Source organism: Thalassoglobus sp. JC818, from assembly GCF_040717535.1.
GTDB lineage: Bacteria > Planctomycetota > Planctomycetia > Planctomycetales > Planctomycetaceae > Thalassoglobus.
The window spans coordinates 301,578-321,675 of sequence record NZ_JBFEFI010000003.1 but is presented as its reverse complement, the minus strand read 5'-3'; the positions used below and the strand labels follow the sequence as shown (position 1 = coordinate 321,675).

The 20,098-nt window shown below is 52.6% G+C and carries 16 protein-coding genes and 1 other RNA gene; 10 read left to right on the top strand and 7 right to left on the bottom strand.

Annotation, left to right across the window (positions count from 1 at the left end; translation table 11 throughout):
- Positions 1-197: 197 nt before the first annotated feature.
- From ssrS to AB1L42_RS09140, 3 genes are all read right to left on the bottom strand, one after another.
- Positions 198-394, bottom strand: a non-coding RNA gene (gene ssrS / locus AB1L42_RS09150) — 6S RNA.
- A 350-nt stretch (positions 395-744) separates the two neighbouring features.
- On the bottom strand, positions 745-1,683 hold the full coding sequence (locus tag AB1L42_RS09145) for a universal stress protein (RefSeq protein ID WP_367053576.1): 939 nt from the start codon (positions 1,681-1,683) through the stop codon (positions 745-747).
- A 196-nt stretch (positions 1,684-1,879) separates the two neighbouring features.
- Positions 1,880-2,710 (bottom strand): sugar phosphate isomerase/epimerase, encoded by an 831-nt coding sequence (locus tag AB1L42_RS09140; protein ID WP_367053574.1) that lies wholly within the window; start codon positions 2,708-2,710, stop codon positions 1,880-1,882.
- 291 nt (positions 2,711-3,001) lie between these two features.
- On the opposite strand from AB1L42_RS09140, the gene fbaA reads away from it, so the two are divergent.
- The 5 genes from fbaA (at position 3,002) to AB1L42_RS09115 (ending at position 10,289) form a co-directional block, all read left to right on the top strand.
- Positions 3,002-4,042, top strand: coding sequence for a class II fructose-bisphosphate aldolase (gene fbaA, locus AB1L42_RS09135; protein ID WP_367053572.1), 1,041 nt, complete (start codon positions 3,002-3,004; stop codon positions 4,040-4,042).
- 270 nt (positions 4,043-4,312) lie between these two features.
- Complete coding sequence (locus AB1L42_RS09130) at positions 4,313-5,317, top strand: substrate-binding domain-containing protein (RefSeq protein WP_367053570.1); 1,005 nt, start codon at positions 4,313-4,315, stop codon at positions 5,315-5,317.
- 189 nt (positions 5,318-5,506) lie between these two features.
- Complete coding sequence (locus AB1L42_RS09125) at positions 5,507-7,012, top strand: sugar ABC transporter ATP-binding protein (protein ID WP_367053568.1); 1,506 nt, start codon at positions 5,507-5,509, stop codon at positions 7,010-7,012.
- Between the two features lie 124 nt (positions 7,013-7,136).
- Positions 7,137-8,534 carry an ABC transporter permease gene (locus tag AB1L42_RS09120; RefSeq protein WP_367053566.1) on the top strand — a complete coding sequence of 466 codons (1,398 nt, stop codon included), beginning with the start codon at positions 7,137-7,139 and terminating at the stop codon, positions 8,532-8,534.
- A 447-nt stretch (positions 8,535-8,981) separates the two neighbouring features.
- Positions 8,982-10,289 carry a diphosphate--fructose-6-phosphate 1-phosphotransferase gene (locus tag AB1L42_RS09115; RefSeq protein ID WP_367053564.1) on the top strand — a complete coding sequence of 436 codons (1,308 nt, stop codon included), beginning with the start codon at positions 8,982-8,984 and terminating at the stop codon, positions 10,287-10,289.
- Positions 10,290-10,400: 111 nt separating this feature from the next.
- Here the strand turns inward: AB1L42_RS09115 and AB1L42_RS09110 are convergent, their stop codons facing one another.
- Both AB1L42_RS09110 and AB1L42_RS09105 read right to left on the bottom strand, forming a co-directional pair.
- The gene (locus AB1L42_RS09110) at positions 10,401-12,176 is read right to left on the bottom strand and encodes a glycosyltransferase family 39 protein (RefSeq protein WP_367053562.1); all 1,776 of its coding nucleotides are present in this window, start codon (positions 12,174-12,176) and stop codon (positions 10,401-10,403) included.
- Positions 12,177-12,295: 119 nt separating this feature from the next.
- Entirely contained in the window at positions 12,296-12,742 is a 447-nt protein-coding gene (locus tag AB1L42_RS09105; protein WP_367053559.1) for a DMT family transporter, read from the bottom strand.
- Between the two features lie 283 nt (positions 12,743-13,025).
- Here AB1L42_RS09105 and AB1L42_RS09100 point away from each other — a divergent pair, with 283 nt between their 5' ends.
- The gene (locus tag AB1L42_RS09100; protein ID WP_367053557.1) at positions 13,026-13,361 is read left to right on the top strand and encodes a hypothetical protein; all 336 of its coding nucleotides are present in this window, start codon (positions 13,026-13,028) and stop codon (positions 13,359-13,361) included.
- Positions 13,362-13,371: 10 nt separating this feature from the next.
- Here AB1L42_RS09100 and AB1L42_RS09095 read toward each other — a convergent pair whose 3' ends face one another.
- Complete coding sequence (locus AB1L42_RS09095; RefSeq protein ID WP_367053555.1) at positions 13,372-14,682, bottom strand: PQQ-binding-like beta-propeller repeat protein; 1,311 nt, start codon at positions 14,680-14,682, stop codon at positions 13,372-13,374.
- A 209-nt stretch (positions 14,683-14,891) separates the two neighbouring features.
- On the opposite strand from AB1L42_RS09095, the gene hslV reads away from it, so the two are divergent.
- The 4 genes from hslV to AB1L42_RS09075 all read left to right on the top strand — a co-directional run bounded on the left by hslV (position 14,892) and on the right by AB1L42_RS09075 (position 19,280).
- Positions 14,892-15,446 (top strand): ATP-dependent protease subunit HslV, encoded by a 555-nt coding sequence (hslV, locus tag AB1L42_RS09090; protein ID WP_367053553.1) that lies wholly within the window; start codon positions 14,892-14,894, stop codon positions 15,444-15,446.
- The gene (hslU, locus tag AB1L42_RS09085; RefSeq protein ID WP_367053551.1) at positions 15,434-16,804 is read left to right on the top strand and encodes an ATP-dependent protease ATPase subunit HslU; all 1,371 of its coding nucleotides are present in this window, start codon (positions 15,434-15,436) and stop codon (positions 16,802-16,804) included. The genes hslV and hslU overlap by 13 nt, the downstream gene beginning before the upstream one ends.
- A 331-nt stretch (positions 16,805-17,135) precedes the next feature.
- The gene (locus tag AB1L42_RS09080; RefSeq protein ID WP_367053549.1) at positions 17,136-17,405 is read left to right on the top strand and encodes a twin-arginine translocation signal domain-containing protein; all 270 of its coding nucleotides are present in this window, start codon (positions 17,136-17,138) and stop codon (positions 17,403-17,405) included.
- 72 nt (positions 17,406-17,477) lie between these two features.
- A complete protein-coding gene (locus AB1L42_RS09075) occupies positions 17,478-19,280 on the top strand; it encodes a sulfotransferase (RefSeq protein ID WP_367053547.1) in 1,803 nt (600 codons plus the stop codon).
- Positions 19,281-19,356: 76 nt separating this feature from the next.
- Here the strand turns inward: AB1L42_RS09075 and AB1L42_RS09070 are convergent, their stop codons facing one another.
- Entirely contained in the window at positions 19,357-19,602 is a 246-nt protein-coding gene (locus AB1L42_RS09070) for a BON domain-containing protein (protein ID WP_367053545.1), read from the bottom strand.
- Positions 19,603-20,098 lie beyond the last annotated feature (496 nt).

Genomic DNA, 20,098 nt, shown 5'->3' with positions numbered 1-20,098 from the left:
GGGTGTTCACCAACACACTTTTCTCTCTGACCGAGGACGTGCATGTATCATAACGGGAGAACTGTTGAATGACAGACCGAACGCGACGATCTACAGCGTCGATTCGAGCGAATGAGCAAGAGTCGAATGCGTTCGCGAGGGAAGAACGTCTCGCAAGTGGGGACTGATGCTTTTCGAGAGCCCGCGAGAGAAAAGAGAAACCCTCCACATGTGCCGGCGGACTGGATTTGTCCAGACCCGCAGTTTTAGGTGGGCACCACAGGAACGGGTCATGTGATCCAGTCCTCTGTTTTCACAGAGCCAGGAGATACAATCAGCCACTCCGTTGCGGTTCCCTGCGGATTGGAAGTCGGGTCTACAAAATACTGTCCGGTATCGAACACCGCAGAGGGAGTTAGATCATGGATCCAACACTTCGATCCTAGCTTTGGGTCTGGCCCGGGGCAACGCTTCTCATGAACTTTTTGATGGATCGATCCGTTCGCAAACGGTTGCGCACGATGCGTCCGGTTTCGAGCGAAACTCCTGCAAAACTCCGCAGAAAATTCAAGAACCTGCCCACACAATTTCAGAGAAAACTTGGACTGAATTCCTCCGTCTCTGAGATCGTTATCTCGAAACGACTTAGCACCAGAACAGGACACGAAGCCGTCCGACAAATCGGATTCACATCTAAATCCAGAATCGCCGTTCAGACTTCATGAACAGCGATTCGAACCGACGAAAACAATTCTGAAAACTTAATCAATCTTTGCTCACAGGACAGACAAATCCGTCCGGTTTGATCGCCAGAAGCGAACATTGAAGTTCCCGCAGAAGTCGCTCGGCAGTGTTGCCAATGAGAAATCCTGGAATTCCTCCGCGACCAACTGTTCCCATCACGAGAAGATCGGCACCTTCTTCTTCCGCCACCTGATCGATGATGGTGTCGGCCGGGCCAGATCGAATCACGACACGAGTTCCAGCTTCCAGAGTGCGGTAGTCGGTCTGAGCAAGTCGTTCGTTCACAGATTTTTCCGCTTCGGTACGAACTTTCTCTTTATACTTGTCGACTTCTTCCACACTGATTTCGGTTCGCTTCAATGCTCCTTCCAGTGGGAAATCGACCGAGTGGACAACTACCAGGCGAGCACTCATCAGCTGGCCAATCGCCACGGATGTTTCCAAAACTCTCTTACCTGTCTCACCGAGATCATCAGCTGCGAGAATGATGAAGTCGTCGAATGGAGTGACATCTGGTCGCGTGACCCAAACCGGGCACGGGCACTTACGCAACACCTTCAAAGCAGTGCTTCCATAAAGCATGCTTTGTGCGCTCGTTTTCTCTCGTGTCCCGATGATGAGCAGATCGGTGTCCTCGCGAAGAACTTCTTTAATCAGCTCCTGCCAGGCGCGACCCAGGCAGTTTTTCGTTCGGCACTGAACGTTTTTCGACTCGCACTGTTCAAGATATGGCTTGAGTTGTTCTCTCACGACCTGATGAGGGTCGAGTTCGCTCAACTCTTCGATGACGAGGTCACTCGACTTCGTGTCTTCCGACAGCACAGACATGAATGTCAACTCAGCACCGGTCTCTGCAGCGATCCGAATCGACTTCGAGATGGCTTCCCGTGTCGGCAACGGAAGTTCCCCGGTTTGCTCGTTGAAGTCGACACCAACCAGAATTTTTTTGATGCTGTGCATGCCTTGGTCTTTATGTTTTGACTCGAAAGTCTTTACCGCAATATGTCAGTGATTGATGTGTCGGAAGGACTGAACCGACGCTGCTCGTTGGTGAGCACTCACAAGTCGACTTGATCAGGGCTTGTCAAAGCCTCAGTCAATCCGATCTACGTGAGTTTTTCACAACGAGACGTGTAGACGATTCAGTGTTCCTTTGTCACGATTTTTCTGTTCTCAATCCTACCTGCTGCATCAAGCGATCTGTCGCTTCGTAGGCTTCTCGAACCCACTCTTCAATTTTATCCGGCTCAGGCGAATACTCCAGTTCGATCGAGATCGCCCCATCGATTTCCAACCCTCGAATCTCTTCGAGATAGGGAATGAAGTCGACAACTCCATGTCCGGGCGGCAGGTCTCCATGTTTCTTGCCGTCACAATCTGAAATATGGACGTGAATTGCCTTGTCTTTGAGTTTTCTCAACTTAGCAGGTTCCTCACCAGCCAAGAGCATGTGAGAGATATCGATATTGGCGCCGACAGCAGGGTGATCCACCTCATCGACGAAGGAAACCATTCTGTCGACACTATTGAGGAGCGAGAGCGGAAACGGTTCCAACTCGAGTGCAATCCGAACTCCAAGCTCGTCCGCTGTGTGGGCCAATTCCATACAGCTTTCGACCGCCAGCTGCCACTGCTCTTCGGGCGGAATCACTTCCTGATTCCAGATGTATTCCCCCAGAACAAGCAGCAAATTGTCGGCTTCGTATTCGCTGACGAGTTCGAGAAAGCTCTTGCAGCGGTCGATATGAAACTGCTGAACGCTGGGATTGAAATCGATGAGGCCAGTTGCGACACAGCAAATGGAGCGAATCGGCAGGTCGACCTGATCGCATTCTGACTTAATGAGCTTGCGTTCTTTCTGGTCGATATCGAGTGGATCGGTGAAGATGTCGATGCAGTCGAAGCCAATCTCCTTCGTTTTGCGGATTCCCCAGCCGGTTTCGAGCCCGGTTTGAGCCCACGCGGAGTTGATCAGTCCTAATTGCATCGGATTTCGCTTGATTGAGAAGATTGATGCGGTCAAATCCTTGGAGACAGTCGTCTCGGGTCACTAACATAGCGGTTTGGGCGACCAAGACGAACCGTATCCACAGTTCGAGGTTCAGAATCGGTCGCTTCAAATTGCAATTGCCGTTCAGCTGATCAAATCACCCCGCACGAAACATTCACTCTTGTGACTTTTCAATCGGGTTCTTGATCATGAAGACCACTTCAAATGCGAGTTTCACGTCGTTTGTGACAGAACCGCAACTCATTTCAACCCTTCGGAGCCAAACCAATGCCTGTCGCAACACCTCAACAATATGCCGCGATGCTCGACGCCGCCCAGGAAGGTGATTATGCCTATCCAGCGGTCAACATTACTTCGCTTGTCACCCTCAATGCTGCTCTCAAAGGCTTTGCGGATTCGAAGTCGGATGGAATCATTCAGATGTCCACCGGCGGCGGAAAATTTGCCTCAGGCTTGAATGTCGGCGACAATGTTCTGGGTTCGATCGTCCTCGCCGAAGCATGTCACCGACTCGCTGAGCGATACGATATTCTCGTCGCTTTGCACACCGATCACTGTCCTCCAGATTCCGTCGACACATTCCTGAAGCCATTGATCCAAGCAACCGCAGATCGTCGAGCTGCCGGAAATGGCAACCTGTTCCAATCGCACATGCTCGATGCGTCGAACTTGCCTCTCGATGAAAACATGGCGCTTTCCAAAGAGTTGCTGAAACTCTGTGCTGAGAACGAGATCATTCTCGAAGTCGAAGCTGGTGTTGTTGGTGGTGAAGAAGATGGTGCTGCCGGGGCCAGCATGGAAAGTGTTCCCGACGACAAGCTTTACACCACACCAGAAGACATGGTGAAAGTTCACGAGGAACTCAGCTCCATCGGCCGATTCCTGTTCGCAGCGACCTTCGGAAACGTTCACGGTCACTACAAGCCCGGTTCAGTCCGCTTGCGTCCAGACATCCTGAAAAGTGGTCAGGAAGCTGTGATGTCGAAATACGGAAAAGACGCAGAGTTTGACCTCGTCTTCCACGGCGGATCGGGAACTCCTCGTCACGAACTCGAAGAGACCCTCGCCTACGGCGTGGTCAAAATGAACATCGATACCGACACCCAGTACGCGTTCACCCGTCCGGTTGTCGATCACATGTTCTCCAACTACGAAGGCGTCCTCAAAATCGACGGCGAAGTTGGAAACAAGAAAGTCTACGATCCTCGCTCTTACCTGAAGAAGGCTGAAGAGGGAGTCGCTCAGCGCCTCGTTCAGGCGTGCGACGACCTGCACTCAGTTGGCAAAACCATCTTCGGAAAAGTCTAAAGCATCGCAAATTCGGTTTCGCAGCGATTTCAACGATCAGGGAATCTGATTCACGGTCTTGATCGTCAGCGAAGCTTGAATAATCGTTGGAGCAGCGTTTTCGCGACTCCAGCATGCGAAGTGTTACTCAGTGAAAAACCCCTGTCGGACGCAAAACCGGCAGGGGTTTCTTCGTGCGCTCTATGAGACAATCAAAGTTGGTGGATGCGTTGAGGGTTTTCATCTAATCTTGTCATTCTGTTATTCCGAGCGCTTCTGGAGCAGAATTTCATGAATCACCGTTGGTCATTGGTCTTCACCCTCTTCTGTTTGTGTCTGGCAATTGGCTGTACTGGAGAACGTGCTGCCACTCCCGAAAAGACTGTCGACGGCGACACGACGGCCAGAGTTCCGGGCGAGTCTCGCGGGACAATCGCCTTCAGTGCACTCACTCTGAAGAACCCGTTTTTCAAAGTCATCGCTGACAGCATGACCGAAGCTGGCAAATCGCATGGATTTACTGTCCTCGTCAACGATGCTGAGCGGGATGTCAACACGCAGTCCAAACACATCGACAACTACATTGCCCAAGGCGTCACTGCGATTGTCATCAATCCTGCTGATCGAGTGGCGATTGGCCCAGCGATCAAGAAAGCGAATGAAGCGGGGATTCCGGTCTTCACCTGTGATCTCCAGTGTGTCGCTGAAGATGTCGACATCACTGCCCACATCGGCACCGACAACTACCAGGGAGGGCGACTCGCTGGGCAAGCGATGATCGAAGCACTCGGTGAGTATGGTGGTGAAGTCCTCGTCCTGCACTTCAAACAAGCAAACTCCTGCGTCGAGCGCGTCCGTGGCTTCACTGACGAAATCAACGAATACAACACCGATCGCACGGATGGAAAAATTGAAGTCGTGGCGGAACTTGAAGGTGGTGGACTCCGCGACGAAGGGTATGCAGCGACATTGGACGCACTTCAACAGCATCCGAATCTGGCGGGAATCTTCGCCATCAACGATCCCTCAGCGCTCGGCGCGTGCACTGCTCTCGAGCAGTCCGACCGAGCTGACCAAGTAAAGGTGATTGGCTTTGATGGCCAGAAGGAAGGGAAGCAGGCGATCAAAGAGGGTCGAATTTACGCGGACCCGATCCAGTTCCCGGAGAAGATGGGAGAGGTGACCGTCAAGAATGTCATCAAGTATTTTGACGGCGAAACGCTCGAAAGCGTCCAACTGATTCCAACCGAATTATATCGGAAAAAAGACGCCGAGGCTGATCCCGATCTGGACTGATCATTGGGTGTTCATCCCGTTTTCAGGTTGTGAAACTCCATTGGGGAGCGATTAACACTGGGTGGACGTTGTCGAAATTCACTGGACGAATCTGAATAGAGAATTGAGCCGCGTTGATGAACGTCAACGACAACATGTTCTCTCGAGTACTAAGTAACCAAGAAAGTGGTCGATTCCACCAGTGAATTCATGACCAAACAAGCCGACAAGTCCGCTTCTCCGCTACTGAAGATGGAAGGCATTTCGAAGTCCTTCGCCTCCGTGAGAGTGTTGGAAGATGTCAATCTTGATCTTGCTGAAGGAGAGATCCTCGCACTGCTCGGTGAGAACGGGGCTGGCAAAAGCACGTTGATGAAAATTCTGTGCGGGATTCACAGCCCGACCTCCGGAACGATTTTCATCGATGGAAATCGGTTGCAGTCCGGAAAGCCCGCCGCTGCTGCTCAGGCGGGCATTCGGGTGATCCATCAGGAATTCAACCTCATTCCGTCGCTGACGGTTCGCGAAAATCTCTTCCTCGGACAAGAGCCTTCACTCCTCGGGGGGATCAATCAACGCCAGGAAACCGCTCGCGCTCAAGAAGTCTTCGAGCAACTCGGTGCAAAGATTCCGCTTGAAACACCCTGCAAGCACCTGACGATCGCGGAACAGCAACTCGTCGAAATCGGAAAAGCACTGCTGGTTCAATCGCGTCTGATCGTCATGGATGAACCGACAGCGGCACTCTCTCCCCAAGAAGTCGAAGGACTCTTTCGAGTCATCCGCGAGTTGAAGAATCAGGGGATCGCAGTCATTTACATCAGCCATCGGCTGAATGAGATCTTCGAAATCAGCGATCGAATCATGATTCTCCGCGACGGTAAACACGTCTCGACCGGGCCGACAGCCCAATTGTCACGCGAGAGACTGATCGAGCAAATGGTCGGACGAACCCTCGATCAGGAGTTTCCCAAGCGGACATCAAACATTGGCAATGTCGCTCTTTCCGCTTCCGGGCTCACGCGACGCCCGAAAGTCAACGAAGTCTCATTGTCGATTCGAAAGGGTGAGATCGTCGCACTCACCGGGCTGATTGGCTCGGGGCGGACAGAAGTCGCCCGCTTGCTCTTCGGTGCAGACACATTGGATGCGGGAACAATCTCCCTTCACGGCAAACCGATTACGATCCGCAATCCGCGACAAGCGATCACATCTGGAATTTGCCTGCTCACGGAAGACCGAAAGTCACAGGGGCTTGTTGTCAGCCAGTCGGTCTTGCATAACTTTTCGTTGCCGAACCTGGGGGAAATGACTGCATGGACCGCAATCCAGTCTGCCCGTGAGGAAAGTGCTTTTCAAAACTATCGCGAGCAACTGAATATTCGACTCGCAGACGTTCACCAGCCCGCCCGTACTCTCTCCGGCGGAAATCAGCAGAAGGTCGTTCTCGCGAAGTGGCTTCAACGGCAAAGCGAGGTCGTGATTTTCGACGAGCCGACTCGCGGAATCGACGTCGGTGCCAAGTACGAAATCTATCAACTCATGAATCAACTTGTCGCTGAAGGCAAAGCCATACTCATGATCAGCAGTGAACTTCCTGAAGTTCTCGGAATGGCTGACAGGATTCTGGTAATGCACGAAGGGCGGCTGACCGGAGAGATCTCTGATGTCGAAAACGCGACACAGGTCCAGATTATGGATCTCGCAATACGTTAAACCAAGTTGATGAATTCATCGCTGCAATCCAGAAACAAAGAGTTTCGAAATCCCGTTCGCTCAAAGAATCCTTCCCCGACCTCGATAGAAATTTGATCGGAATTGCTTCGCAAGACCTCAGAAGATGAAAGCTTTCTCACAAATGCAGGATCGACTGCTCCGCTCGAATTTCGTGGCAAACTACGGGTCCGTTTTCGTTCTGATTCTCCTGTGTGCTTACTACAGCTACATGACGTACGGGGAGCAGCAACCGATTTCCGAAGCGGCTGGAGTTGAAGTTGGTAACACGATTTCCGATTCGATCGGACCGGGCGGGAACGTTCTGATCGTCATTCGAAACACAGTCGGCGACCGCGAGTTTGCGACCGCTCTTGAGAAGCAGTTGAAGAAGAATCAGGTCGAAGTTCTTGACACACTGTCTGGTTCACCAGCGGACCTTCGCAAGGCGATGGAAGAGATCGGGGCTGCCGGAAAAAGCTTAGGTGCGATCGCAACTCATCATGCTGGCGCTCAGTTTGGCCCGATCAGAAGAGAAAGCCTCGACAAGCTGCAAGAGACTTACCCATCGCTCTCCGGCGTCGAGGTCTTCATTCCGAAGAGTTACTACTGGCCGACGTTCTTGACGCGTGAAAACCTTCTGAACGTTGTCAATCAGAACGCAGACGTTGCCATCATCGCCATTGGAATGACGATGGTGATCATTACCGCCGGGATTGATCTCTCTGTGGGAAGCATTCTGGCGGTCTCGGCTGTCGTGACTGCCATTGCATTGCAGAGTCTTGGAGGGGCCAACGCGTCGGTGATGACGATGGCGTTCTGTGCCTTTCTTGGAGTTTTCGCATGCCTGCTCTGCGGGCTGTTCAACGGAGTGATGGTCACGTTCTTTCGAGTGCCAGCTTTCATCGTGACGTTGGCAGCGATGATGATTGCGAGAGGCGTCGCCCTGATCCTCGCGGTGAGATATCAAAGCTACCTGAGTGGCGGCACGACCGAAGGCACACCGGAAGCGATCAAGATCACAGCTCAGTCGTTCTCCACATTGGGAAACGGAGAGTTCTTGTCGATTCCGATTCCAATCCTGTTGATGCTCGGGCTGTATGCACTCGCCCACTATGTCATGAGTCACACCGCATTCGGTCGGTATTTGTACGCGGTCGGAGGCAATGCGGAAGCAGCCCGACTTTCCGGAGTGCCGGTGACTGCGGTTCTCATCGCAGTCTATGCGATCTGCGCGACGATGGCTGGAATTGGAGGAGTGGTCGACGCGTCACGTTTTGAAGGAGGACGCCCGAACGCTGGCGAACTCTATGAGCTTCAAGTCATCGCAGCAGTAGTCGTCGGTGGAACCAGTCTGGCCGGCGGTGAAGGGCGAATCTTCGGAACGTTAACCGGTGCCATGATCATCGCCGTCATCCAGAACGGGCTCAATATGGCCGGAGTCAAAAGCTACGAACAGAAAGTCGTCTTCGGACTCCTGATCCTCGGGGCCGTCGTGATTGATCAATTCAAGAAACGCCGATGAGTCCATCGAACACTTTACGATCAGTTTGTGAGTCCGTGAAAGTGACTCGCTCTCGCTGTTTCCCTGATGCGACTCGAACTGATCCTCCTCCCCGATCGACACAACCCGTCGCGTTAACATCAATGATTCCAACACGTTCGAACAGACATCGAGTCCATTTCACATCGGTCTCGACATTCGTTAGGATTCGTGAAAACCGGAGTCAACGACTCTGAGCATGCGGAGGCAGGGCATTTTTCGAAATGATCTGCGCAATTTCGCACGAGCAAACTGGACGAAAAACATCTTCAACAGTCCAGGCGAGTGCACAGGCAAGAGCAATGTGCTCTCGAGCATCTTCATCTCTGGTTTTCAGCGATTCGCACGAGCAAACGCAGAATTCATCGAAAAAACTGAGTTCAGGCGAATGCACAGAAACCATAAAAGTGGTCTAGACGGAAAGAAAACATGGCAAAGAACATGATCGTTGCCCAGTCGGGCGGACCGTCGGCGGTGATCAACAATACCGTTCGTGGAATTGTTGAAACTGCCCGACAGATGGACGAAATCGGAACGGTTTACGCTGGCTGGCACGGCATCGAAGGCGTTCTCAAAGAAGAACTGCTCGACCTGTCGAAGCAGTCGGCCGAAGAAATCGCCTTGCTGCGGACGACTCCGGCAGCTGGGTCATTCGGAACCTGCCGCTACAAACTAAAGCCGGGACAGGACGAAGACTTCGATCGCGTCATGGAAGTCTTCAAAGCTCACGACATTGGATACTTCTGCTACGTCGGCGGAAACGATTCGATGCACACCGCTTACACCGTCGCCAACCTGGCTCGCGAACGTGGTCTCGATGTCTGCGGACTCGGGGGACCAAAGACAATCGACAACGATGTCGGTGACAGCGAATTCAAACTGGTCGACCACACCCCCGGGTACGGATCCACTGCCCGATACTGGGCTCACTACATTCAACAGGCGAACGAGGAAAATCGCGGCTCGTGCCCCGCTGATCCTGTGCTTGTGCTGCAAGCCATGGGACGCAAAATTGGGTACATCCCCGCAGCTGCGCGACTGGCTGATCCAAATCGTGAAATGCCTCTGCAGATTTATCTCGCAGAACGTGAAGTCACGATCGACCAGATTCATGAGAACGTCAACAACCTTCTCAAAGAACGCGGTCGAGCAATCGTGGTCGTCAGCGAAGGACTTTCCATCACTGGATTGGAAATTCCGGAAGAGTTCATCGTGCGTGATTCCTTCGGGCATCCGACATTCTCTTCAAGCAAGATTACAGTCGGACAGATGCTCACCAACGCATTGAACGATCGCGGCCTCGCTGTCAAAGGTGCTGCCCGGTGTAACGTTCCGGGGACTCACCAGAGAAACGACATGGTCTACGCCTCGACCGTTGACCTTGAAGAGTCGTACTATGTCGGCCAAAAGGCTGCTCTTCTCGCTGGTGCTAGAGAGCACGGATACATGTCGACAATTCTTCGGACCGACTGGGACAACTACCAGGTCAAATACGACAAAGCTCCGCTCAGCGAAGTCGCAGAGAAGGACCGAAAGTTTCCTTCGAACTGGATCAGCGAGTGCGGAACGGATGTCACAGATGACTTTGTGAAGTACGCCCGTCCGCTCATCGGTGACAACTGGGTGAGTGTCCCTATGATCGACGGTCGACTGCGACTCTCGCAGCTGGACACTCGAAAAGAAATGTTCGCCAGCCAGAAACTCGACGCCTATGTTCCACAGGCGGATCGTTCCTAGTTGTGAATCAAAGCTGACTCAGGTCAGTAGATGAAAAACGGAAAAAGCAGGAGGACGAATTTTGTCCTCCTGCTTATTTCATGCGCTGATAATTCGATTCGAGAATCGAACTTACCGAATCGTCGAGGCTTCGGCCCCAGCTTGTTGAACGGGTTTCGCGATTGGTCGAACGATGGCGATATCCGTCCCTTCCAGGAAGAACGGCATTGTGTCGATCTCGATCTCACTTTCACGCAGATATGGGCGGAGTTGAGTCAGCTTGTCGGTCGTTGTCATCAGGACACGACTCTGCCCCTGAGAGTTTTTCCCGAAGAGTGCATCGCGGGCTTCTTCCGGTTCGCGAAAGCGTTCGATCGGTTGCTTCGCGTAGAAAATCCAACTCGATTCCGGGCTGTGAAAACTGATCACATCCACGCTCTCAGGAGATCCGTTCTGGTAAAGGGAATCGACCATCTCATCGACCCGGCGATGTCGATCAATCCGGTCCGCGGCAAATGCGAACACAGCTGGGGACATCAAAACCGCTGTCACTGCTGTGGCGAAAGTTGCTCGCTGAATTTGCTGTCGTTCTGAAGCAAGAAGTGCGACTAATCCGCCAACGAGTGGAATCAATCCAAGGAGCCCCAAAACCATCTCGCCGGGAACAAGCAGACTTGAAGCAATCGGAATCCCGATCAGAACTGCGGTCCCGACGAACATCACCGAACCGAATGCCAGACGTGACCAGACAGGTGCGATCTGGAAGCTGCCGCGATTCCATCGATCGATGAATGCTCCTGTCGCAATCGCGAGGCCCGGATAACAAGGCGTGATGTAGCTCGGCAGTTTGGTCTTCGCGAGGCTGAACAGAGCCACGTAGACCCCGACCCAGCAAATCGCAAACAGATACCCGGCGGCATATCGATTGTTCTGACGAATCGCTTTCAATCCGTCGAGCAAGGTGATCAACCAGAAGATTGACCACGGAAAGAATCCGACAATCAGTGTCGCAGGGTAGAAAAGGATGTTTCCGCGATGCCCATCCATTGAGTTCATCGCACGACCGACGTTGTGCTTCACGAAGAATCCGTAAGTCCACTCGCCATCAGTTCGGAAATGGACCCACAAGTACCAGGGAAGTGCAATCGCTGCGACGCAGGCCAGGCAGGTGATGGGCTTCATCGTCCAGCATGTTTTCAAGAAGTGAACCGGGGCGAACGGGGCTGCGAGTTTTCGAATTCTTGCCGACCAGGTGGAAGGCGAATCGGATGAGCCTTCAGGGAGTCGACGAATCAGCAGGAACATTCCAATCACAGCGGTCGGCAGCACAAGTCCGATCGGACCCTTCGCGAGAACCGCCATCCCCATGGCCGCATACATCCCTAGAATTGCTGGCCATGAGTCAGGAAAGTCTTTTTCGAAAACTGTTTCCGAGTCGGTCTTTGAAGTCGTCCCGACGACGTAAATCGCGATCGCTAATGTCGAGAAGAAAATCAGCGGCGCATCCGGAGTCGCTGCGCGCGAAGCCACGCCAAACATCAGCGTTGTTGCGATCGCCACTCCCGCCCATAAACCAGCGCGGGCTCCGAATAGTCTTCGACCGATCAGCCATGTGAGCAGACTGCTGCCGATGCCGAGCAAAGCGGAAGGAAGTCGCGCGGAGAATTCCGTCACTCCGAAAATGGCATACGAAATCATCATGAACCAGTACGTCAGCACTGGTTTGTGTTCTCGGAGTTCTGCATTGAAAGTAGGTTTGACCCAATCGTTTGCAGCGAGCATTTCAGCAGCGCAGCCAGCGTTTCTTGGTTCATCTCGATCCCAGAGATGCGGTCCTCCCAAGTTGGTGAGAAACGCAACTCCTGCTACGAAGAGAATGATCCCTGCGTCGCGCACTGACTGATTCATTGCCATCCCTAGCAAGTCGAAAATAGATCGACGCCATGATTCCGACGACGATTGGTCCAGCTTCGGAATATATCCGGAATTCTAAAATTCCCTCAAGCTCTGTTTTCGCGAGCTCAGGATCATCCTCGTTGGATGAGAAGTGTTCCGACGATCAAGAGAACGGCACCGCAGACTTTCATGAGCGAAATCGGCTCTTGAGGAGCCCCCAGGATGCCTAGCTGGTCAATAAACAGCGACATAAGCAATTGACCGACGATCGCAGCAGCGATGACATTTGCAGTCCCCAACGTTGGGACAACACAGAGCACTGTCGTCACGTACACCGCTCCGAGCAGCCCTCCGGTGTAGAGATACCAGGGAATACTCACTTCGCTGGGAACGGTGGGAAGTCCACGCGACCAGATCAACAGTGCAAACGTCAGCACGATTGTCCCACCGAGGAACGAAATCACGGCGGCGAGAAACGGATTCTGAACGGATTCCCCGAGGCGACCGTTGACGATGGCCTGGACCGGAATCACAAACGCAGCAACAGCCGTCACGAACATCAGGGCGAAAATCTTCACATCAGTCTTTCGTGATTCAAGTTGGAGATTTCACTCTCTTGTCGGGACGAATTCCGTCGCAGCCTAAAGCTTCCATCAAGATGTGAGAAGGGCATTGCCGCATCATCAGGCGAACATGGCTGAGATTCAAGCACTCTGATCTTCAGACCGCTCTGCCAGCTCTTTGAAAAGATGAACTATGCCGTTCGAGGCAAGAACTCTCGGCATAGCGATTCAGTTTTGGCACCGCATGTGCATTCTCGTTGAATGTGCTCGACCGACCAAAGTTTGAAGGGGTTTAGAAATGAGACTGAGGCTTTATGAAGTCGGCGGGAACTCGACGGGTAGAGTCATGAGGTTCGACCAGTTTCCAGCACTCCTGTGCATCGACACCGAAGGCGCCCCATGCACACATCAAGAATCGTTTCACAGCGTTTGCGAAATGAATGACATCGGAGGACAAATCGAAGTCCGGGCATCGACCGAATTTCAAGAGGTGCTCGTGAATGATGTCAGCGTCACTTCTGGAGCTTTGATGCCGGGCGACCGGTTATCTCTGGGGAATCGATGCTTTATTGTTTCCTACGAACGAACAGCTAAAGAACGTCCACCATCGATGCGAGTCAAGATTTTGAACTGACGCGTTTTGCTCAGTCCTTTCGATCTCCCTCATCCGAGATTCTGTAGAGACTGCTCTCGGTTCGAATCAAGAGATCCTGATCAATCACAACGGGAGAAGCCATGATTCTGCCCGGCAATCGATTCGCTTGAATGATTCGCGGTTTGGAGAGGTGTGGATCAACAATTTTGGTCACACCTTCTTCGCTGCAAAAGTACAGAAGGCCTCCTGCAGAAATTGGAGACGAAGAAAAGTTTCCCCCAATCCGGAGCTTCCATGCTTGTTTCCCTGTCGACGCATCCAGAGCTGTCACGATTCCTTTATTGGAGACCATCACAACAATGGCAGCGTCATCGGATTCGACCACCACAGGAGACGGCGTATCGGGCACGGAACTCTTATGACTCCAAATACGATTTGATCTTTCCAGTTCGCCGCTGCCATTAGTCGGGACAGCCCAGATTTCCGGTTGGAAGAAACCGGTGCAAATGAAGACGGTATCGTCCATAACGACAGGGCGAGGCACGTTCGAAAATCCGGTGTACCGGATATGCCACAATTCACTTCCGTCGTCCGGTGAGTAAGCATGACATTGATCAGCCCCGGTGCTGATCAATTGTCGCTTGCCACCTGATTCGCAGATGAGCGGAGTTGAAAACGCTCGATGTGTAATCGGATTTGTCCGGAAGGGCGCAGAACGGTTTCGAGTCCATCGAGTCGATCCATCCGACGTGTCCAAGGCAACCAGTTTCTGCTCCTGTGCTCCATCCAACGTGATGATCAACAGGTCCTCGTATAGCACCGGAGAACTCCCCGGCCCTCCCTGATGCTCCACCGGAAGGTCCGTTCTCTCCCAGAGTTTTCTTCCAGAACGGCAATCAATACAGGCTGTCCCGTAAGTTCCGAAGTGGGCGAACAATCTGTCTCCACTCAGTACTGGAGTCGGCGAGGCATAGCTGTTGTCGTGGTGAATCTCTTCAACAGCATCCGGTTCGAAGATCGTCAGATTCTGTTCGATCGATCCAGTGGCAGCATTGATGGAGACAGCACCGAGAATTCTTCCATCTTCCGTGGCGGTGGTGACCCAGATCGTCTCTCCGTTGTGCACGGGCGACGAGTGACCAAGACCGGGGATGTCGACTTTCCAGACGACTCCATCTTCTTCATCCCACTTAATCGGAAGCGAGACATCGTCCACAACTCCCTGCCCTGCTGGTCCGCGGAATTGAGGCCACTCTCGAATTTGGGCAGGCAGGTTCGTGCAAATCAGAATCGGAAGCACAGCGACGGCGCAACGGAGTCGATTCGGCAATTCAAACCTCAAGAAACGTCGGCGAAACATCCTCATTGACTCCAATTTCTCGATCGCGGTCTCTTTCTCTATTTCGAATCGAGTGATCCGTCAACCTCAGATCGCCGTTCTGAAAGAACTCGAATTAGCGAGTGCGGCTTCTGAAAATTCTCAGCGACGTATGTCTTCCCGCGCGAGTGGTACCTTTCTATGGTTGAGCATTGATTGCCCCATCGAGTTCTGAATCCGGACAAGAGTTCATGTCGAAGAAAATTGAAACTCATTCCACAACAATTCTGGCTGTGAAGCACGCCGGAAAGATTGCGATTGGGGGCGACGGTCAAGTCACCTACGGACAGATGGTGCTCAAACGCGACACCCGCAAGATTCGCAAAATCCTGAACAACGAGGTGATTGTCGGCTTCGCAGGATCGACTGCAGATGCCTTCGCGCTGTTGGAACGGTTCGAAGAAAAGGCTCGCGACTTTCCTGGCAACTTACCGCGTGCTGCGACAGAACTGGCGCGTGACTGGCGAACGGACAGAATGCTGCGGAAGCTTGAGGCGATGATCATTGTGATCAGCTCAGAACATCAACTTCTGATCACCGGACAAGGGGATGTGGTCGTCCCAACTGATGGTGTTGTTGGAATTGGATCAGGCGGCCCGTACGCAGTTTCCGCTGCCCGCGCCCTGCTGCGACATTCAGACCTGGCAGCCGGTGAGATCGTTCGCGAGTCGCTGAAGATCGCGTCCGAGATCGATGTCTACACAAATGAAGAGTTAATTGTTGAGGAACTGACGTGTCAGAGCTAAGTCGAGCAGAACAGATTTCAAAACAGCTGGAATTCACTCCTAAAGAGATCGTCGCCAAACTCGATGAACACATTGTTGGTCAAGCGGACGCGAAACGGGCTGTCGCGATCGCACTTCGCAATCGCTGGCGATGGAAACGGCTTCCCGATGAAATTCGCAAGGAAGTGACCCCCAAGAACATCATGATGATCGGACCAACCGGGGTTGGTAAGACTGAAATCACCCGCCGTCTGGCTCGTATCACAGGGGCTCCATTTATCAAGGTGGAAGCGACCAAATACACCGAGGTCGGCTACTACGGCCGGGACGTCGAGAGCATGATTCGCGATCTCGTGGAATCGGCCATCCAGCTCGTCAAAATCGACAAACGTGAGGCTGTCTTAAAACGTGCCAAAGCCAATGTCGAAGAGCGAATTCTCGACCTTCTGGTGCCGACCGAACGAAACTGGCCTGAAGACGCCGACGCGGAGGCACGTCATCAGCGGACTCGCGAGAAGTTTCGCGAAATGCTCGCTGCCAAAGAAATGGAAGATCGCGAAATCGACATCCGCCTCGAACAGCGACAGTCACCCGTCCAGGTATTCTCGAATCTCGGCGCCGAACAGATGGATGTCAATCTTCAAAACATGTTTGACAAGATCATGCCACGGCAACAGTCGCAGCGGCGTGTGACGGTGCGTGAAGCTCGTGAGCTATTGCTCGATCAGGAAGTCGAAGCGTTGATGGACCCTGACGCGATTCACGAACAAGCCATCCGACTCGCTGAAGACTCCGGCATGGTGTTCATCGACGAAATCGACAAAGTCGCTGGCGGTTCGGAAGGCTCGAAGAATGCGGACGTCAGTCGACAAGGTGTTCAGAGAGATCTGCTCCCCATCGTCGAGGGGACAACGGTTCAAACCCGCTACGGCAACGTCAAGACTGACAACATGCTCTTCATTGCAGCCGGGGCCTTTCATCGAAGTCGGCCTTCCGATCTGATGCCGGAGCTTCAGGGTCGATTCCCCATTCGTGTGGAATTGGAAGATCTGACCAAAGAGGACTTCCTGAGAATTCTTACCGAACCAGCGAGTTCGCTGACTCGGCAGTACACCGCTCTGCTTGAAGTCGAAGGGGTGAAGGTCAATTTCGAGGAAGACGGCCTGAGCGCATTGGCTGACCTCGCCTTCCAAATGAATCAGACGACCCAAAACATTGGGGCTCGTCGACTGCATACGGTTCTGGAACGATTGCTGGAAGATGTCAGCTTCAATGCACCGGACTTGAAAGGGCAAACGGTTGTCGTGACTCGCGAATACGTCAACGAGCGGCTCGCTTCTGCCACACAGCTTGAAGACTTGAGTAAGTTCATCCTGTAGACGTTCCCTAGGGGGAAGCTTCGATTGGTGAGCGCAGTCTTGCTCGCCTCAACTCTGACAATGGTCGTGAAATGAGATGGAGGCATCAGTCCATTTCGCCGCTTACGCTTGAATTCTGATGCTTCGAAAGACATTCTGAAGACGATGTTTTCTTCCTGAGTGAATGTCTTGCTCGATCATCACTGCGGCCAGAGAGCATCAGCGGGAACTTTCATCGCAATCGAGGAAGGGTCCTCAAACCATTTGTATTTCATCTGAGGAGTTCAAGTTCTCAGTTCGAAACCGGTTTGAGATCACTTCGAAGGCGTCTGAAGAACGAAGGGCAGCAACGATGGCAAACCGGAACTCAGAGTCGTCCGATCGACCTGACGCAAACTCTGAACAGTCGCAACAGAGTGACAGCGGCCAAGCTCAATCATCCGAATTGACTCGACGTGACTTCATCAAATACACGACGTTAACCTCGACGGCTGCCGCCGGGCTGTATGGACTGACTCTCAAGACAGATGCCATCGACAAGCCGGTTGAGACGTTGACCCAACTGCAAGAATGGGGCGTCGGAAATCACATTCCCTACACGTACAACGATGTGGCACCTTAGGCAATCTTCAAAATCTTCGTGACCGGTCAATCGAGTGGTGCCCACTTTTCTAATCTGAAATGATCGCACGACGTGGCAATTTCCAAAGTACTTCTCGTTGCTGGCTCTGCGAATTTTTCGACGCGTGATGTCTGGGAAGGCTACCGAATTGCTTTGTCGTATCAGGGCATCGAAGTCATCCCGTATCCGACATTTTCGATGCTGAAAGTTCTCAGCCCGGACGGTGTCTGTTCGGACCTCATTGGAACGGCTTTGGACTGCGATCAGCGAATTGATTGCGTCGTGTTCATCGACGGTTTGTATTTTCGAGGAAAGAGGGCCCGCGTTCCGCGATCAATCCTGAATGCCGGAATTCCGACGGTGCTTGTCGCAACCGACGATCCCTACGAAGAGATTCCGCAGGCGGAGCAGGTCTACCGCGTTCGCTTTTCGAACGAACGGACTTGTGCAGTTGACGGGGTCCAATACCTTCCGACAGCATCACCCGAGTTTCCAGATCTGCCTCGACTCGAGAATCCCCACTTTGCCCTTTCATTTGTTGGGACTGTGTTCGAAGACCGTGTCCCGTGGTTGATACAATTTGCCGAACACTGTGAAGAGCACCGGCTTCCTTTTCTGATCGCTGGCAAGTTCGTCGCTGGGCATGAGGAACTGTCGAAGTTTCAAATGGTGTCTCTGCGTCCGGGAACAATTGACTTCGCTGAAAAGTGTGAAATCTACGCCAACTCCAAAGTCGTGTTGAACCTGTTTCGAGCATCAGAAACAGCACAGTCCCCGAATCCGAGGGTATTCGAAGTGACAGCGTTTGGTCACGCCGCTTTGCTGAGCGGGCCGAAGAGAAGCGAAGTTGGTTCGATCTTTGGTGAGAGCGTTGCTGAATTCGAAACGCCAGACGAAGGAGTCCAACACTTTCACTCACTTGTGACAGATTCCGAGACGAGGGTCGCGAACGTTGTTCGAGCTAAAGAAAAGACGACTTCCTCCGACTTATACACCCATCGGGCGGAACAACTCATCAACAGCTTGCGAGAGCAATTCTCCGAAGCTCATGTCGCTGAAACTCAAGAACACCGCTTGGCCTGGATTATCGGGAGCGGGCGAACTGGTTCCACATGGCTCGCGGAGATGCTGGGAGATTTGCCTGGGATTCGCAGATGGCACGAACCTTACTTCGGGCGCTTTCTGAAACACTTGCAGGACAGGCCGGAAGAACTCGACCGAAACGCCTCGTTCTTTTCTCGAAAGTACCTGCGCACCTGGCTCAGCGGGCTGCGGAAACTTTTTTACGAGATGGTCGGGGATCGGTATCCCGATTTTGGCCGTCACGCTCTCGTCGTAAAAGAAGTGAACACTCCCGAGCTGTTCGGCTGGCTTCACCCACTCTTTCCGACTGCTCGACTCATTTTCCTCGTCCGCGACCCGTTCGACACTCTCGACTCGTACCTCGATCTGCAAAAACCGGGGAGTTGGAACACACAGTTCGGCGACAGTGAAGATCCTCTGTCGGAAGCCAATGTGCGGCGGACAGCGTCACACATACGGAATGCGATGGAAGCAGCTGCCTCAGCTTACGATCGGTTCCCGAGCACGCAGCGACTGCGTCTTTCGTATGAAGAACTGCTGGCCGAACCAGTTCAATCATTGCAGAAGTGTTGTGAACTGATCTCTGCAGAACGAGCAGATCCGGAGATTGAAGAAGTCGTCAAGAAACATGACTTCCAGAATTACTCCAAGACCGGAAAGCTTCAGTTTCGCCGTTCAGGGCAATCGGGTGTCTGGAGAAATTCCGAGAACTTTCGGGATCCAAAAGTTCTCGGAATCGCTGACGAAGTCTTGGGCCCAACTCGTCGCATCCTTGGCTACGAAGATCAGTGAAGCCTCTTTGATATCCAAGCGGTTGCTTCCGACTCAATGCACGATTCGCTCTTCAAGCCTCGCGAAATCGACGCCGTCAATCCATAACCAGAATGTCATTTTGGACGGACGCAACTCCCGGAACTTTTTGGGCAATGGTCTGGGCGATCTGCTTCAAGTAATAGGACCGTAACTTGCCTGACAACGTGATTTGGTTGCCTCCATCGATGCTGCAGCTCACATCATCGAGTTGATGATAGCTCAGCTTTCCGAGAGACAATTTCACGCGTGTTACGAGATCACCGGAGTTAATACAGTCAATGTTGGCATTCACTTCACTCACCCAAGACCCTGTTTCTTATGGGGGAACGTTTGATGGCAGATCGAGGAATTGCGAGCGCCCTACCATGCTTTCGCCTTCGATTTAGCACGTCCCATGCCGACTCGTTGATTTTAGGGGGAAGTTCCTTCGCCCCGACCGAGCTGACGACTACGTTGCGATTGAAATTCGGGGTGCCCGCTTCGATCGCGTCTCAAAAAGCTGCCTGAAAATTGCTGTCGTCGGGTGTAGAAGCGGATTTCTTGTAATTTCTGCAAGAACGCGAAAACTGGACAAGCGTCTCCTCTTTTTTCTGGCCGCTCCCCTCAAGAAGCAGTCATAGAAGGGGCAGCTCTGTTTCTCTGAGAAGAATTTTGCTGGAAAAGTATGCACACCGGGTCATGGAGTAATCAGATCAGCATCGAGCCCAGACAGCACTTCACCTCGAAGAAGCCGCTCGAAACCAGGGATCAAGAGAGCGATGTTGATCCACGACGACATCGTGCCTCGAGCAGATCAA

What these genes read in the sequence shown, in the direction of transcription:
- AB1L42_RS09095 (WP_367053555.1), bottom strand. Translation starts at nt 14,682, where the DNA reads ATGTTTCGCCGACGTTTCTTGAGGTTTGAATTGCCGAATCGACTCCGT.
- fbaA (WP_367053572.1), top strand. Translation starts at nt 3,002, where the DNA reads ATGCCTGTCGCAACACCTCAACAATATGCCGCGATGCTCGACGCCGCC.
- AB1L42_RS09145 (WP_367053576.1), bottom strand. Translation starts at nt 1,683, where the DNA reads ATGCACAGCATCAAAAAAATTCTGGTTGGTGTCGACTTCAACGAGCAA.
- AB1L42_RS09120 (WP_367053566.1), top strand. Translation starts at nt 7,137, where the DNA reads ATGAAAGCTTTCTCACAAATGCAGGATCGACTGCTCCGCTCGAATTTC.
- AB1L42_RS09130 (WP_367053570.1), top strand. Translation starts at nt 4,313, where the DNA reads ATGAATCACCGTTGGTCATTGGTCTTCACCCTCTTCTGTTTGTGTCTG.
- AB1L42_RS09110 (WP_367053562.1), bottom strand. Translation starts at nt 12,176, where the DNA reads ATGAATCAGTCAGTGCGCGACGCAGGGATCATTCTCTTCGTAGCAGGA.
- AB1L42_RS09100 (WP_367053557.1), top strand. Translation starts at nt 13,026, where the DNA reads ATGAGACTGAGGCTTTATGAAGTCGGCGGGAACTCGACGGGTAGAGTC.
- AB1L42_RS09080 (WP_367053549.1), top strand. Translation starts at nt 17,136, where the DNA reads ATGGCAAACCGGAACTCAGAGTCGTCCGATCGACCTGACGCAAACTCT.
- AB1L42_RS09115 (WP_367053564.1), top strand. Translation starts at nt 8,982, where the DNA reads ATGGCAAAGAACATGATCGTTGCCCAGTCGGGCGGACCGTCGGCGGTG.
- AB1L42_RS09125 (WP_367053568.1), top strand. Translation starts at nt 5,507, where the DNA reads ATGACCAAACAAGCCGACAAGTCCGCTTCTCCGCTACTGAAGATGGAA.
- AB1L42_RS09140 (WP_367053574.1), bottom strand. Translation starts at nt 2,710, where the DNA reads ATGCAATTAGGACTGATCAACTCCGCGTGGGCTCAAACCGGGCTCGAA.
- hslV (WP_367053553.1), top strand. Translation starts at nt 14,892, where the DNA reads ATGTCGAAGAAAATTGAAACTCATTCCACAACAATTCTGGCTGTGAAG.